This window comes from Bacillus sp. JJ783 (genome assembly GCF_036963225.1).
In the GTDB taxonomy this organism is placed as follows: Bacteria; Bacillota; Bacilli; order Bacillales; family Bacillaceae_G; genus Bacillus_A; species Bacillus_A cereus_U.
Window position 1 is genome coordinate 56,138 of the sequence record NZ_JBALMG010000037.1, and the last position, 15,190, is coordinate 71,327.

A 15,190-nucleotide genomic window follows, 5' to 3' on the forward strand; every position below is an offset into this window, starting at 1 on the left:
TTTGTTAAGTGATTTCCCTTTACATGATTTAGTTTACATGGAGTACAAAAGAGTGTCAAGTTTTTTTCTTAACATCACATATTTTTATAGAAAAAGAAGCGGAAATACCGCTTCTTTCACTTACACTTCTTCTGTTTCTACTAAGTTCGCAAACAAACCATAAACATATTGTTCTGGATCAAACTGCTGCAGATCATCCATTTGCTCTCCTAGCCCAACAAATTTCACCGGAACATCCATTTCGTTACGAATCGCTAAGACGATACCACCTTTAGCAGTTCCATCTAACTTCGTTAAAACAATACCAGTAACATTTGTTGCTTCACGGAATGTTTTCGCTTGGCTTAAACCATTTTGTCCTGTCGTTGCATCAATAACTAGTAATACTTCATGAGGAGCTCCTGGTACTTCACGCTCAATTACGCGCTTCACTTTCTCTAACTCTTTCATTAAGTTTACTTTATTTTGTAAGCGTCCTGCTGTATCACATAGCAATACATCCACTTTACGGGCCTTTGCCGCTTGTACAGCATCATACATAACCGCCGCTGGGTCAGATCCTGATTCTTGTTTAATTACTTCTACACCAACACGATCGCCCCATACTTCTAATTGTTCAATCGCCCCAGCACGGAATGTATCTCCTGCCGCCAATAGGACAGACTTACCTTCTAATTTAAATTTATGTGCAAGCTTACCAATCGTCGTTGTTTTCCCCACACCATTAACACCAACAAATAAAACTACTGTTAATTGATCCTCTTGTATATTAACTTCATTACTAAAGTCGCTGTCACCTTTGTAAATTCCCACTAGCTTTTCAGAAATAACAGCCTGTACTTCTTTCGGATCTTGAATGTTACGACGTTGCACTTCTTCTTTCAACTGATCAATTAGTTCCATCACTGTCGAAACTCCGACATCCGCACTAATTAAAATTTCTTCTAATTCCTCAAAGAAATCTTCGTCTATTTTACGGTAACGGTACACTAAGTCATTTACTTTATCAGCAAATGAATTTCTCGTTTTTTCTAATCCTTGTTTAAACTTCTCTGTTACCGTATCCGTTTGTTTTGAAATTTTTTCTTTTAATTTTTTAAAAAAACTCATACTTCCCATCCTTCCTATCTACTTGCAACAAGTTCTTCGCCATCATCTAAACGAACAGAAACAAGCTTCGATACCCCTGATTCTTGCATTGTGACACCGTACAATACATCAGACTCTTCCATTGTACCTTTTCGGTGTGTAATTACAATAAACTGTGTTTCATCACTAAATTTCTTTAAATACTGCGCAAAACGAGCAACGTTTGCCTCATCAAGAGCTGCTTCTACTTCATCTAACACACAGAATGGAACTGGGCGTACTTTTAAAATACCAAATAAGAGCGCAATTGCTGTTAAAGCACGCTCTCCCCCTGAAAGTAAACCTAAGTTTTGTAGTTTCTTTCCTGGTGGTTGCGCTACAATGTCAATACCAGTATTTAGTAAATCTTCTGGATTTGTCATTACTAAATCCGCTCTACCGCCCCCGAATAATTCAGAGAATACAGATTGAAACTCTGTTCGAATCCCTTCGAACGTAGTAGAAAAGCGTTTTTTCATCTCTTCATCCATTTCCGTAATAAGTTGATGCAATGTCGATTTCGCTTCTTCTAGGTCATCTCTTTGCTCTAATAAGAATGTATGGCGCTCTGCTACACGTTCATATTCATCAATTGCCCCTAAATTTACTGCACCTAACTCTTCGATCGATAGCTTAATTAGTTTCACCCTTTTACGTGCATCTTCTGCAGGCATCATCATTGTATACTTAAGTTTTGCTGCTTCAAATGAAATAGTATATGTTTCACGTAAATGTTGCAATCTATTTTCCAGCTCTACATCAAGTCGGTTAATTTTCACTTCTTGCTCTTTCAGCATCTCAAGAATATATTTATGTTTACCTATTGTTTCTTTCGCACCGCGCTCTAAATGCTCGACTCTTTCTTGCAATGATACGCGTTGTTCACGACGAGAACGAATTAACTCCGAAGTTTGATTACGATCATACGCTTTCTTCTCAATCATATTCGTAATTTGTTCTTCGCCACTTGAATTAGATGTCATCTCTTGCTTTAAGAACGCTAAATCTTCCTTCGTTTTTACAAGCGTCGCATCAGTCTCTTCTTTTTCCTTCGTCAATCGTTCGACTTTTTCTTTTTGATTAGACAAACGTTGTTGTTGTTCAGCAGCTTGTACTTTTAACTCCGTCATTTCCTTCTGAACTTTTTCTTTTGAAGAATGTTGTTCACTTTTTTGTTCCGTTAAAACGACGATTTTGCTATCTAATTCCCCAATCTCCGCTTGAAGAGTCGCTAAAATCTTTTCTAACTCTTCTTTACGCCCTTGCATTTTTACTTGATCTTGTAAAAATCCTTCAATCTCTAAATCGTAAATCGATAAACGATCATTAATACGATGTTCATCTAATTCTAAACGATTAATTTCTTCTCTTAGCTTCTGTTCATCTACACGTTCGGTCTCTACACCTTGGCGTAGCTCTCGTATTTGCACTTCTTTTTCTTGAATCTCTTGCTTTACTGCTTTAACAAAGTTTTCTAGCTTCGTTGTTTTTTCTTCCATGTCAGTTAGTTTTTTAGTCCACTCTTCAAGTTCACGTTGACGTCCCAATAAAGAGGATTTCGCCTGTTTTACAGCTCCACCCGTCATAGAACCACCCGGATTCACTACGTCACCTTCGAGTGTTACAATACGATAGCGGTATTGCAGTTGTTTCGCTAACTCATTTGCTCCGCGTAAATCTTTCGCAACAACAACAGTACCTAATAAACTGGAAACTACATTCTCATATTTATTATTGTACTGCACAAGTTCTGCCGCTACACCGACAAACGATGGATGCTGATTCACAATGCGTAATTGATCAAATGATAGCGATCGGCTTTTAATAACAGCTTGAGGTAAAAACGTTGCACGACCATGTTTATTTTGCTTTAAAAATGCAATTGCATTACGAGCATGTTCTTCTGTTTGTACTACGATATGTTGCATCGCTGCCCCAAGGGCGATTTCCATTGCGATTTCATATTCTTTCGGCACAGTCAGAAGTTCTGCAACAGCTCCCTCAATACCTTGTAGCCTATTTTCTCTAGCCTTTAATACTTCACGTACCCCTTGATAGAAGCCAGAATAGTCCTCTTGCATCTCTTCTAACATTTCTTTCCGAGAGCGCGCCTGTTGCACAAATTGATACGCTTGATACAGTTTCGTTTCATTTTCACTATACTGTGACTTACATTTCCCAAGTGCCGTTTCTGTCTTCTGTATGTTAGAAATAATGCCAGCTATTTTCTCTCTCGCTTGCTCATAACTTTCTACAAGTTTCGCCTTTTTCGCTGTAATTCCCACACGCATCTGTACATACTTTTCATTTTCTTCATCAAGTCGTTCGTTTTTAGAGTTTTGCTGTTTTGATTGTTCTTCAATCATAGATAATTCATTACGAAGACTTGCTTGTTGATTTAAAAGTTCAATATAGTCACCTTTTAAATTCTCAATTTGTTCCTCTAAATTCTCAGCAAAAGTCGCAAGTAATTGCTCGTTATCATGCAATTTCTTCTCCAATTCTTTTACTTGATTCACAAATTGCATTAACGCTTCTGTACTTGTTTCAATTTCGTCATCATAACTTGTAGCTTTCTCTGTTAACTCAACAATTAGCTTTTCAAGCTGCGTACAATGCGTCGTTGCATTTTGCTTTCTTTCCTTTAACAGCTCGCGTTGCCCTTCTAGTTTTTCTAGTTCTTTACTAGACAGAAGGAGAACTTCTTGTAAGGAATTCACAGATTCATCAACGGCTTGTAATTGCCCGCGTAATTCCTCAAGCTCTTCTTCACTTTTTTGTAAGTTCGCCGATATTTTAGCTTCTTCATCTTTATTATGCCCAAATTGATTTCGAAGCGCTTCCCACTTTTCATGTAATTCTTCAATTTCATGTACAATAAGCGCAGCTTCTACTTTCTCTAATTCTTCTTTTTTCTCAAGATAATCTTTCGCAATAGAAGCTTGTCTTTCTAGTGGTTCTACTTGACTACTTAATTCGTGAATAATATCTTGTACACGATTTAAGTTTTCTTGTGTTTCCGCCAATTTCCCTTCAGCTTTCTTTTTACGAAGTTTGTATTTCAGCACACCCGCAGCTTCTTCAAATACACCACGACGTTCTTCTGATTTACTACTCAAAATCTCTTCGACTTTCCCCTGGCTAATAATTGAAAAAGCTTCTCTTCCCATACCAGAGTCCATAAATAAATCAATAATATCTTTCAATCTACAAGATTGTTTATTAATATAAAAATCACTATCACCCGAACGAGATACACGACGCGTTACACATACCTCGTTATACTCAATTGGTAAGCGTTGGTCTTCATTATTTAAAGTTAATGTAACTTCAGCAACATTAACCGCTCTTCTCGTATCACTGCCGGCAAAAATAATATCCTCCATCTTTGCACCGCGTAATGACTTTGCAGATTGTTCACCAAGTACCCAGCGAATTGCATCAGTAATATTACTTTTCCCGCTCCCGTTAGGTCCTACTACAGAAGTTACACCTGGAACAAAATCGACAGATACACGCTCAGCAAAAGATTTAAATCCTGCTATTTCTAATCTTTTTAAAAACACGAAAGGCCTTCCTCCTATTCTCCGTTGTTGTAAACGTTGTCTGTACGAAAACAAGCTACTATACGGATTTCCCACTCCTTTTATTTATAAATAAAAGGAAAGTTTCATTCTATGCATAAGGAATCCCCCTCATTCAAAGGGGGATTCCTTATGATTGTTCTTTTAATTTTTTCAATGCTTCTGCAGCAGCTTGTTGCTCTGCCTCTTTTTTTGACTTACCACTTCCAAGACCTAATGACTCATTATTTAAAGTTACACGGGACACAAATTCTCGGTTGTGGGCCGGTCCTTTTTCTTGCAAAATTTGATACTCAATACTGCCACTACCATCACGCTGAATCAATTCTTGCAATTGACTCTTATAATCCATCACATGAGAAAAAGCACCTTCATTAATTTTTGGATATACAACTTCTTTTAAGTATCCCCAAACTGTTTCTAGCCCTTGATCAAGATAAAGGGCACCAATAAACGCTTCAAAGACATCCGCTAATAAAGCTGGTCGTTCACGTCCACCCGTCATTTCCTCACCTTTTCCTAATAAAACAAGGCTACCAAATGACATTTCGTTTGCAAAACGAACAAGAGATGGCTCACATACAATAGCTGCACGTAGTTTTGTTAACTCTCCTTCGCTCATTGTCGGATATTTTTGAAACAGATACTGTGATACAGTGAGTTCCAATACAGCATCGCCAAGAAATTCAAGACGCTCATTGTCCTCATGCGGTTTTTTTCGATGCTCATTCACATACGATGAATGCGTAAATGCTTGAATCAATAATTTTTCATCTGTAAACGTAATACCTATCTTTTCTTGAAATACTTTAAAAGCTTCACGATATTTTGTTTCGTATTTTTTTTCTCTATGTTTTCGGTACGGCATAGGTCCCTCCAGATATAAGCCGAGAAGCCCCGTTAAAAAACGGGACTTCACTTAAGCATTATAGATGACTCTCTATGTAAGTCACAGCATCGCCAACAGTAGCAATCTTTTCAGCATCTTCATCAGAAATTTCCATTTCGAATTCATCTTCTAATTGCATTACAAGTTCTACTACATCTAGGGAGTCTGCGCCTAAATCTTCTTTGAAGCTTGCAGCTGGTACTACTTCAGTTTCTTCTACTCCTAAACGATCAACGACAATTTTTGTTACACGCTCTAAAACATCTGCCATTTTATTCACCTCCCCTCAAATATTATATAAAATATTGTCCAAAAAAACTAGGTGAAATCGATTCTTTTATTACATTACCATACCGCCGTCAACATTTAACGTTTGACCTGTAACATATTTACTTTGATCAGAAGCAAAAAACGTTACAGTATTTGCGATATCTTGCGCTTCTCCAAACTGAGCCGCAGGAATTAATTTTAACATTTCTGCTTTAATATTTTCATCTAATACATCCGTCATATCAGTCGCAATAAACCCTGGAGCAATTGCATTTACAGTAATATTTCGGCTCGCCAATTCTTTTGCTGATGTTTTTGTTAATCCAATTACACCAGCTTTAGCAGCAACATAATTTGCTTGTCCTGGGTTTCCTGTTACACCAACAACAGAAGCGATATTAATAATACGTCCATGACGTTGACGCATCATATAGCGCGATACTGCTTTCGTACATAAGAAAACACCTTTTAAGTTTGTATTAATAACTGTATCCCATTCTTCTTCTTTCATACGCATTAATAAATTATCTTTTGTTACACCAGCGTTATTTACAAGAATATCAACTTGTCCAAACGTATCTACAGTTTGTTTCACCATTGCAGTAACATCATCAGCATTTGCAACATCTGCTCTTACTGCAATGGCATCTGAACCTAATTTCTTTATTTCATCAACTACTTCATTCGCCTTTTGCTCATTACCAGCATAATTTACTACAACATTTGCCCCTTGTTTCGCTAAATCAATGGCAATCGCACGACCAATCCCACGTGAAGCACCAGTTACTAATGCTACTTTCCCTTTTAACATCAGCTTTCTCCTCTCAAATTTGAAATGGTATCTTTTAATGTCTCTTCATCATATATCGCATATGCTTTCACTGAAGAATCAATCGACTTCATAAGACCAGCAAGTACTTTTCCAGGTCCGATTTCAATAAATGTATCTACCCCTTGATTCACCATATACTCAATAGATGGGTACCATAATACAGGCGAATAGAGCTGTTCAATTAGCTTTTCTTGAATATCTGTACCACGTGTAATAACATCTGCCGTAACATTTGCAATAATAGGAATATTTGTGTCTTGAATTGTAATTTCATTTAAAACACTTTGGAATTTCTCAGCAGCTGGTTTCATAAGAGAGGAATGAAAAGGTCCACTTACTTTGAGCGGAATTGCTCTTTTAGCACCATTTTCTTTCGCTCTTTGAGAAGCAAGTTCTACTCCTTGCTTTGTTCCAGAAATAACAATTTGCTTCGTACTATTCATATTAGCAATTTGTACTGCGTATCCTTCACTTGTTACTTCTTCTGTAACTCGTTTCAGCATATCTGGATCTGCACCTAGAATAGCTGCCATTGCACCTTCCCCGCCTGGAACAGCTTCTTCCATATATTCCCCGCGTTTCCTTACAGCATATACAGCGTCTTCGAATGTTAATGCACCAGCAGCTACAAGAGCGCTATATTCACCTAAACTATGTCCTGCGACAAAATCAGGTGTAATATCATACTCCTTCAAAGCTGTTAAAATTGCAAAGCTCGTTGTTAATAGTGCCGGCTGCGCATTTGTCGTTAATGTCAACTTTTCCTGCGGTCCTTCAAAAATCACTTCTGAAAGAGAATCATGCAAAACCTCATCCGCTTTTGCAAACACTTTCGCAACCTCTTTATTATTCTCCGCTAACTGTCTACCCATTCCAACTGCCTGTGAACCTTGGCCCGGAAAAAGAAATGCTAGTTTTCCCATTTCAAATCCTCCTCTTATTGAAGCGGCTCCTTCTCCATTACACTTGAAATTGTAGGAATTACTTCTTTCGCTACCATTTCTCTCGTTTGACGAATCGCACTAAATATCGATTGGTCATTAGAAGAACCGTGAGCCTTAATGACAGGAGCTTTCAATCCAAACAACGCCGCTCCTCCATACTCCGAATAATCCATTTTATCTTTCAATACCATAAGTTTTGGTTTTAATACCGCTGCTGCTAATTTGCTCGTAAACGAACTCATTAATTGTTCTTTTAACATAGAGAATAACGCAAGCGCTGTTCCTTCTAATGATTTTAGCGCTACATTACCCGTAAAACCATCACATACAACAACGTCTGCTACACCTTGCAATAAATCTCTTGATTCAACGTTTCCAACGAAATTAATTGGTGCATCCTTGAGCATAGCAAAGACCTGTTTTGAAAGCTCGTTTCCTTTACCATCCTCTGTTCCAACGTTTAAAAGTCCAACGCGTGGATTTTTAATTCCTCTTACCTTCTCTGCGTAAACAGAGCCCATTACTGCATATTGATATAAATGAATTGGTTTTGCATCAACGTTGGCTCCAACATCTAACATAACAAAACCTGCTCCATCAACAGTTGGCATTGTAGGTGATAAAGCTGGTCGTTCAATTCCTTCCATACGACCAACAATAAACAATCCAGCTGCCATCAAAGCTCCTGTACTACCTGCTGATATACAAGCATCCGCTACGCCGTCTTTTACTTGCTGCGCCGCTAGTACCATTGAAGCTTGTTTTTTTCGACGAACCGCTCTTACTGGTTCGTCTGTCGATTCAATTTTTTCGTCCGTATGAAGTATAGTAATTCGCTCTTCACTCGTTAAATATTGACGAATTCCCTCTTCTTTCCCTACTAACGTAATATGTAAATCTGAGTATTCCTTAATAGCTTTCATTGCTCCTAATACCACAGCCTTTGGTGCATGATCGCCGCCCATTGCATCTATTGCGATTTTCATAAGTTGTTACCTTCCTCACTATAATTACTAGATCGATACATTTCAAAAGTGCCTGTAAAAACAAGTTCTTCTCCAACAAAGCTACGCACTTTGACAACCGTCCGTCCTTTATCATTCTCTACATCTTCAACACGTGCTTTTGCAACAACACGCTCTCCTAATTTTACAGGACGAATATATCGAATGGTGGACTTTGCAGTTAAAGCTAATTCTTCATCAATAACCGCAACAGCTAGTGAGTTTGCTTGCGCAAACAAATGATGCCCACGAGCAATTTGATTTCTTTTAAATACATGTTCTACCTTTACTTCAAAGATAGAAATCGCATGTCTATCTAATTCTATATCGATAATTTCTCCGACAACCTCTTCTAACGGTAAAGATTTCACGTCTTCTTCATGTTGTTTTGTAGCCACATGCTTAATTCGTTCTCTTAATTCAGGAATAGATAATTCCATACGATCAAGACGAACAGTTTGTATGCTCACTTGAAATTTTTCTGCTAAATCTTCATCCGTTATAAAAGGATTCGTTTCTATTGTTTGTTGTAATAATTCTTGTCTTTCTTTTTTACTTCTTCTTTTTTTCATACCGCACCATCCATTTTTATGACTAGGTACTAAAAGTAGTATATAATCATTAAAAGTAGAATGCAACAAAAACTTTTGCAGACTACTTTTAATCGAGCTTCTCTCCCTGGAACACACCTGTCCCATCAAGATAAGTACGCAGCGAAGCATACTGATCATTATGCCAAAACGCTTCTGAATCAACTAGTATCGCCGCATCTTGTCTCGCTGTTTCTAACGCCCGATAATCATGCACCATATCAGCAACCTTAAATTCTGGTAGACCACTTTGCTTACTTCCAAAGAAATCCCCAGGACCTCGTAACTCTAAATCTTTTTCTGACAATACAAATCCATCATTTGTTTCAGTCATAATACGCATTCTTTCTTTTCCCGTTTCTGATTTTGGGTCCGCAATTAATAAACAATATGATTGTTCACTACCACGCCCAACACGCCCCCTCAGCTGATGGAGCTGTGATAAACCGAAACGTTCCGCATCATAAATAACCATAACAGTCGCATTTGGTACGTTCACACCTACTTCAACAACCGTTGTCGACACAAGAATTTGCACTTTATTTTCACTAAACTGTCCCATTATCTCTTCTTTTTCTTGGGATGATAGTCTCCCATGCATTAATCCAACTTGGCATTTCCCTTGATAATGATGAGTCAGCATACTATGTAAGTCGATAGCATTTTGTACATCAAGCTTCTCAGACTCTTCAATAAGAGGGCAAATAACATATGCCTGTCTTCCTTTTTTTATCTCTTTCTCCACAAAGCCGAGAACACGATCTAACATATCATGTTTTGCCCAATACGTTTCGATTACCTTTCTACCAGCTGGCATTTCATCGATAATAGAAACGTCCATCTCTCCAAATGCAGTAATTGCTAACGTACGCGGAATTGGCGTCGCCGTCATAAATAAAACATCCGGACTTTCACCTTTCTCCCTTAAAACTCGTCGCTGCGCTACACCAAATCGATGTTGTTCATCAGTAATAACGAGACCTAACCTATGAAAGATAACTTCATCTTGAATTAAGGCATGTGTTCCAACAAGGATATCTATTTCTCCTTGTTCTAATTTTGCCAAAATCTCTCGACGCCTTACACCTTTAACAGAACTGGTTAACAATTCAACATTCATACCAAAGTGTGAGAACGTCTCTGCAAGCGATTGATAATGTTGCTCTGCTAAAATTTCTGTAGGAACCATTAAAGCACCTTGATAATGTGCTAACTTCGCTGCATAAAGGCCAATCGCTGCAACGACTGTTTTCCCAGAACCTACATCACCTTGCAACAGACGATTCATCCGATAAGGCGATGTCATATCTTTCATAATTTCATCTACTACCCGACGCTGTGCACCAGTTAATGGAAACGGAAGTGCATCAATAAACTCTTGCAATTCTGCTGAAGGAATTTCTTTTTTCGCCCCTTTCGAATTTTCCCTCTCCATTTTCCGTAATGTTTGCATTTTTAGCTGAAATAAGAAAAACTCCTCATATACAAAACGGCGACGTGCTTGTTTTAAATCTTCCTGTCCTGCTGGAAAATGCAACGCCCGAAGCGCTTCATAACGCGGCAATAATTTATATCGACTTAGCAATCCATCAGGTAACACTTCAACTATAGATTCTCCATACTCTTTGAACGCTTGGGCAATAAAACGGCGCATCTGTTTTACTGTAAGTTTCCCTTTCACTGAGTATACAGGCTCTACTTCTTGTTGACGTACAACTGGTCCAAAATGAAGCTCTGATACCGCAATCGTTTGACGGTGCTGATCCCATTTACCAGTAATCGTTACTGTTTCATTTAAATTTAACTTCTGCTTATAGTACGGCCTATTAAAGCATACAGCTGTAATTAAATAACGACCGACGAGGACACGAACCGTAAGACGCGACTTCTTCTTCCCATAATATTGCAGTAAAGGAGCACTATGAATCTTTCCCTCAACTGTTACACGTTCATCATGCTTTACTTCAGCAAGATCTTTCATCGCATAATCTTCATAACGGTACGGAAAATGTTCTAATAGATGAGAAACTGTATAAATCCCCATCTCGTGTAGTAATTCAGATGTTTCTCCTCCGATTCCCTTTACATCCGTAACAGGAACTTGTACAACTTCATTCAAGATTCTCACGCTCCGTCACATTATTTTCTTTGATTCATTCATACTATTGACATCTCTAATCGCTCTCTTTCACCCTATATATTCTATCATAGGCATTCTTAGAGAAACTACTCAAATCCCTCATAAACAATACGAAAGAAAAGAGCCTCACTATTAGCAGCAAGGCTCTTTTTTATCTTCAATATGCTAGCCTTTTGAATAAAAACTAGTAATAAACTTCATATCACTACTTCTTATCCATTAGCAAGTAAGTAATCCATTTATTTTCAAAACGAATTTTTTCTTATTCTACAGAGAAGATGAACGAATACACCGGTTGGTTTCCAGCATGTACTTCTACTTCTGCATCTTCAAAATTCTCTTCTACAAATGCAACTAACTCAGCTACTTCTTCGTCAGTTGCATCTTCACCTTGTAGAATCGTTACAATTTCAGAATCTTCATCAATAAGTGCTTCTAGTAATTGCTTTGCAGCTCCTACTTTTGCAGCATTTGTTGATACGATTTTTCCATCTGCAATACACATGAAATCATCTTTTTGAATCTCTACACCATCAATTTCCGTATCACGTACAGCATACGTAATTTGACCGGTTTTCACATGAGATAAAGCTTCTTTCATGTTTTCTTCGTTCTCTTCTAACGTTCCAACTGGATTAAATGCTAACATTGCAGCCATACCTTGAGGAACTGTTTTTGAACGAATTACAATCACTTCTTGATCCACAACTGACGCTGCTTGTTCTGCTGCCATCACGATATTTCCGTTGTTCGGTAAAATAATGATTTTTTCAGCATTCGCTTCTTCAATCGCCTTCACAATATCCTCCGTACTTGGATTCATCGTTTGGCCACCTTCGATAACTTTCGTCGCGCCAATGCTCTCAAATAAAGTTTTAATACCAGACCCCATAGCAACAGTTACGATACCGTACGGTTGTTTCTCTTTAGACTGGCTAGTTGGCTCAGGCATCATAGTAGGCTCATCTAATAAAGCAGTATGCTGTTCACGCATATTTTCTACTTTAATCTTAATTAAACTACCATAGCGTTGTCCATAATTCATAGGATCTCCAGGATGTTCCGCATGAATATGAACCTTTACAACCTCATCATCCGATACAACAAGTAGTGAATCTCCGTACACACTAATATCTTCACGGAATTTTTGTTCAGAGAAATTATGTTCCTTCATTTTTTCAGGCTCTAATTTCACCATGAATTCCGTACAATATCCATACTTAATATCTTCTGTACTCAATTGGCTTTGTACACTACGGTGATGTTCTGCGCGTACCATGTCATTCATAGATGGTTGGGCAGGCACATTAGAAGAAATCGTTTCTCCTTTTAAGTCAGCTAAAAATCCTTCATATACAACAACAAGACCTTTACCACCGCTATCTACAACGCCAACTTGTTTTAATACAGGTAATAAATCTGGCGTACGATTTAACGATGCGTTTGCTTCTTTTACAACGTCTTCCATAAACAAAACAAAGTCGCGCTGTTTTTTCGCAACTGTCACTGCATATTTACCCGTTTCTCTTGCAACCGTTAAAATCGTTCCTTCAATTGGTTTCATAACCGCTTTGTAAGCTGCCTCTACTCCAGCTTCTAAAGCTGCAGCAAAATCAACTGTCGTTAACTCTTCTTTTTGTTCAATGGATTTAGAGAAACCACGGAATAACTGAGATAAAATAACCCCAGAGTTACCACGAGCTCCCATTAATAATCCTTTGGCTAAACTTACGCCGACTTTACCAGCATGCTGTGAAGGATTTGCTTTCACTTCACTTGCGCCTGAAGTCATTGATAAGTTCATGTTTGTACCGGTATCGCCATCTGGAACTGGAAATACGTTTAATGCATCAACAAGCTGAACATTATTTGTTAAATTATTGGCTCCTTGAATGATCATTTGTGATAAACGTTTTCCATCAATTTTTTGAATTGACACAGATTTTCCTCCTTAATGCACATTACAAGTTTATTACTTTAACTCCTTGTACGTAGATGTTTACAGAATCTACTGCTAGTCCTACAGTTTGATCTAATGTATATTTCACTTTAGTCTGCACGTTATGTGCTACTTCTGAAATTTTCGTACCATAGCTCACAATAATATACATATCAATATGTACTTCATCTTCATCTTTACGAACAATAACGCCTCTAGTGAAGTTTTCTTTTCGTAAAATGTCTGTTAATCCATCTTTTAACTGATTTTTTGATGCCATACCTACGATACCGTAGCAATCTACTGCGGCACCTCCAGCAATTGTTGCAATTACATCTGTACTAATATCAATTTGACCGTACTTCGTTTTAATTTCAATTGACATCTCGTTTCCCCCTTCATAAATGGTGAAAGTGAGCTAGACTACTTTAGTTACTATCATATAATCTTTTTAAAGAAAATTCCATCGTTCTTTCTTTTCACTCTCATATTTTATGTTTTAAATTACATTTTTTTATGATGAGCAAAATAGTCCATTGTTATTATACAACATGTACCACTATAATATGTCAAGCAATTTTTCTTGATTTCACCTTTTCTTCATTGACATATAGTGTCAAGTATTTTTTCTTGATTTCTTTTTCCTACGGTGTTGCATTCTCTTTTTAGTTGTGTTAAATTATAGTAGTGTTTTTAGCATCGCATAAAAGGCTAACATTGAAAAATTACGTATGTTACGGTAGTTAAGGGAGGGAAATATAAATGGCTCGTGTTTGTGCTATCACTGGAAGAAAAGCTCGTTCTGGTAACTCTCGTTCTCACGCAATGAACGCTACAAAACGTAAATGGGGCGCTAACCTTCAAAAAGTTCGCGTACGCATCGACGGAAAAGTTCAACGTGTTTACGTTTCTGCTAGAGCATTAAAATCTGGCAAAATCGAACGTGTTTAATAATAAAAAAAAGAGCCGCTAGGCTCTTTTTTTATTATACCAATGGAAAAAGCACCGGTAATAGGTGCTTTTTTTAGTCTTTTTTGAAGGTATTTAACATCGCACGAACAATTCCACCAAGAAATTTAGGTAACTTAATTGTATAAAATCTCATGGTTTCCCTCCTAATCCCCATTACTCCACTTGTTCACTATATGATGCAAGGAGCAAAATTGTTTCTTCAATCAGTGCTTCTTATCATCATTAATATGCCAGAAGTAAATGAAAAATTACCTTTTTCCTCAATGAGTTCATTACTAATACAAAGTGTCGATCCCCACTCTATTGTTTTATTAGTAAGAGGGTACTTAAAACCGTGAAGTGTAATACCTTCTACCCTTTCAGTAACTGGTACAAATGATACGTATGGAAAATGTTCGTTTCCTTCAATTATATACATACCAAACTTTTTCACTATTATTTCATTTTTATTGTCCACAATACACATTTCTATGTTTACTTCTAATCCCTTTAAAAGCATCTGAATATTTGCTAAACCATGATCAAGTCTTCCACCAGTAGCACCAAAAATACGAATTAACTTTGGTTTCTGTTCTAAAGCCCAGCTAATTGCAATTTCTAAATCTGTTTGATCTTTTTCTCGCGGGACAATATGTAATTCATTTGTCTGCTGTCCCATCCATGCTAATTCCTCATCAGTAACTGAATCATAATCCCCAAAAGCAACAGCCGGAGTGATTCCTCTTTTCAACAAACGGTACACTCCTCTATCAACGGCCGCCCAAACTACTTCTTCATTTTCATACCGAGAAAAATCTGCGCAGTATTCTGCAGGTCCTCCCGCTAAAATATGAATAATCATTTTTCCTTCCCCTTCTATTGTAAAAAGGCAATCTGCCATTCGGTAGATTGCCTTTCT

Annotated in this window: 14 protein-coding genes; 1 reads left to right on the forward strand and 13 read right to left on the reverse strand. The window is 37.6% G+C overall.

Annotation, left to right across the window (positions count from 1 at the left end):
* Nucleotides 1-120: 120 nt before the first annotated feature.
* The 11 genes from ftsY to V7038_RS07860 all read right to left on the reverse strand — a co-directional run bounded on the left by ftsY (nt 121) and on the right by V7038_RS07860 (nt 13,705).
* A complete protein-coding gene (gene ftsY, locus V7038_RS07810; RefSeq protein WP_002111384.1) occupies nt 121-1,110 on the reverse strand; it encodes a signal recognition particle-docking protein FtsY in 990 nt (329 codons plus the stop codon).
* Nucleotides 1,111-1,124: 14 nt separating this feature from the next.
* Nucleotides 1,125-4,694 carry a chromosome segregation protein SMC gene (gene smc / locus V7038_RS07815; protein WP_002111386.1) on the reverse strand — a complete coding sequence of 1,190 codons (3,570 nt, stop codon included), beginning with the start codon at nt 4,692-4,694 and terminating at the stop codon, nt 1,125-1,127.
* Nucleotides 4,695-4,842: 148 nt separating this feature from the next.
* The gene (gene rncS, locus V7038_RS07820) at nt 4,843-5,580 is read right to left on the reverse strand and encodes a ribonuclease III (protein ID WP_002111387.1); all 738 of its coding nucleotides are present in this window, start codon (nt 5,578-5,580) and stop codon (nt 4,843-4,845) included.
* Between the two features lie 58 nt (nt 5,581-5,638).
* The gene (gene acpP / locus V7038_RS07825; RefSeq protein ID WP_002014515.1) at nt 5,639-5,872 is read right to left on the reverse strand and encodes an acyl carrier protein; all 234 of its coding nucleotides are present in this window, start codon (nt 5,870-5,872) and stop codon (nt 5,639-5,641) included.
* Nucleotides 5,873-5,941: 69 nt separating this feature from the next.
* On the reverse strand, nt 5,942-6,682 hold the full coding sequence (gene fabG / locus V7038_RS07830; RefSeq protein ID WP_002014514.1) for a 3-oxoacyl-[acyl-carrier-protein] reductase: 741 nt from the start codon (nt 6,680-6,682) through the stop codon (nt 5,942-5,944).
* Nucleotides 6,682-7,626 carry an ACP S-malonyltransferase gene (fabD, locus tag V7038_RS07835; RefSeq protein WP_002111389.1) on the reverse strand — a complete coding sequence of 315 codons (945 nt, stop codon included), beginning with the start codon at nt 7,624-7,626 and terminating at the stop codon, nt 6,682-6,684. Before fabD ends, fabG begins: the two co-directional genes overlap by 1 nt.
* A gap of 14 nt (nt 7,627-7,640) precedes the next feature.
* Nucleotides 7,641-8,633, reverse strand: a complete 993-nt coding sequence (plsX, locus tag V7038_RS07840; RefSeq protein ID WP_335469771.1) for a phosphate acyltransferase PlsX — start codon at nt 8,631-8,633, stop codon at nt 7,641-7,643.
* Nucleotides 8,630-9,223 carry a transcription factor FapR gene (fapR, locus tag V7038_RS07845; RefSeq protein ID WP_000747352.1) on the reverse strand — a complete coding sequence of 198 codons (594 nt, stop codon included), beginning with the start codon at nt 9,221-9,223 and terminating at the stop codon, nt 8,630-8,632. The genes plsX and fapR overlap by 4 nt, the downstream gene beginning before the upstream one ends.
* An 88-nt stretch (nt 9,224-9,311) precedes the next feature.
* A complete protein-coding gene (recG, locus tag V7038_RS07850) occupies nt 9,312-11,360 on the reverse strand; it encodes an ATP-dependent DNA helicase RecG (protein ID WP_335469774.1) in 2,049 nt (682 codons plus the stop codon).
* Nucleotides 11,361-11,643: 283 nt separating this feature from the next.
* Nucleotides 11,644-13,320, reverse strand: coding sequence for a DAK2 domain-containing protein (locus V7038_RS07855; protein WP_002111393.1), 1,677 nt, complete (start codon nt 13,318-13,320; stop codon nt 11,644-11,646).
* A 22-nt stretch (nt 13,321-13,342) separates the two neighbouring features.
* Entirely contained in the window at nt 13,343-13,705 is a 363-nt protein-coding gene (locus tag V7038_RS07860) for an Asp23/Gls24 family envelope stress response protein (protein ID WP_000021109.1), read from the reverse strand.
* 377 nt (nt 13,706-14,082) lie between these two features.
* Here V7038_RS07860 and rpmB point away from each other — a divergent pair, with 377 nt between their 5' ends.
* Nucleotides 14,083-14,271 carry a 50S ribosomal protein L28 gene (rpmB, locus tag V7038_RS07865; protein ID WP_000124776.1) on the forward strand — a complete coding sequence of 63 codons (189 nt, stop codon included), beginning with the start codon at nt 14,083-14,085 and terminating at the stop codon, nt 14,269-14,271.
* A gap of 73 nt (nt 14,272-14,344) precedes the next feature.
* Here rpmB and spoVM read toward each other — a convergent pair whose 3' ends face one another.
* Nucleotides 14,345-14,425 carry a stage V sporulation protein SpoVM gene (gene spoVM / locus V7038_RS07870; RefSeq protein ID WP_001213599.1) on the reverse strand — a complete coding sequence of 27 codons (81 nt, stop codon included), beginning with the start codon at nt 14,423-14,425 and terminating at the stop codon, nt 14,345-14,347.
* A gap of 66 nt (nt 14,426-14,491) precedes the next feature.
* Nucleotides 14,492-15,172, reverse strand: a complete 681-nt coding sequence (locus V7038_RS07875; RefSeq protein WP_335469835.1) for a thiamine diphosphokinase — start codon at nt 15,170-15,172, stop codon at nt 14,492-14,494.
* Nucleotides 15,173-15,190 lie beyond the last annotated feature (18 nt).

Excerpts from the sequence above, each read along its gene's own strand:
- fabD (WP_002111389.1), bottom strand. The coding sequence starts at position 7,626 with ATGGGAAAACTAGCATTTCTTTTTCCGGGCCAAGGTTCACAGGCAGTT.
- rpmB (WP_000124776.1), top strand. The coding sequence starts at position 14,083 with ATGGCTCGTGTTTGTGCTATCACTGGAAGAAAAGCTCGTTCTGGTAAC.
- rncS (WP_002111387.1), bottom strand. The coding sequence starts at position 5,580 with ATGCCGTACCGAAAACATAGAGAAAAAAAATACGAAACAAAATATCGT.
- ftsY (WP_002111384.1), bottom strand. The coding sequence starts at position 1,110 with ATGAGTTTTTTTAAAAAATTAAAAGAAAAAATTTCAAAACAAACGGAT.
- fabG (WP_002014514.1), bottom strand. The coding sequence starts at position 6,682 with ATGTTAAAAGGGAAAGTAGCATTAGTAACTGGTGCTTCACGTGGGATT.
- spoVM (WP_001213599.1), bottom strand. The coding sequence starts at position 14,425 with ATGAGATTTTATACAATTAAGTTACCTAAATTTCTTGGTGGAATTGTT.
- fapR (WP_000747352.1), bottom strand. The coding sequence starts at position 9,223 with ATGAAAAAAAGAAGAAGTAAAAAAGAAAGACAAGAATTATTACAACAA.
- plsX (WP_335469771.1), bottom strand. The coding sequence starts at position 8,633 with ATGAAAATCGCAATAGATGCAATGGGCGGCGATCATGCACCAAAGGCT.
- V7038_RS07875 (WP_335469835.1), bottom strand. The coding sequence starts at position 15,172 with ATGGCAGATTGCCTTTTTACAATAGAAGGGGAAGGAAAAATGATTATT.
- acpP (WP_002014515.1), bottom strand. The coding sequence starts at position 5,872 with ATGGCAGATGTTTTAGAGCGTGTAACAAAAATTGTCGTTGATCGTTTA.
- V7038_RS07860 (WP_000021109.1), bottom strand. The coding sequence starts at position 13,705 with ATGTCAATTGAAATTAAAACGAAGTACGGTCAAATTGATATTAGTACA.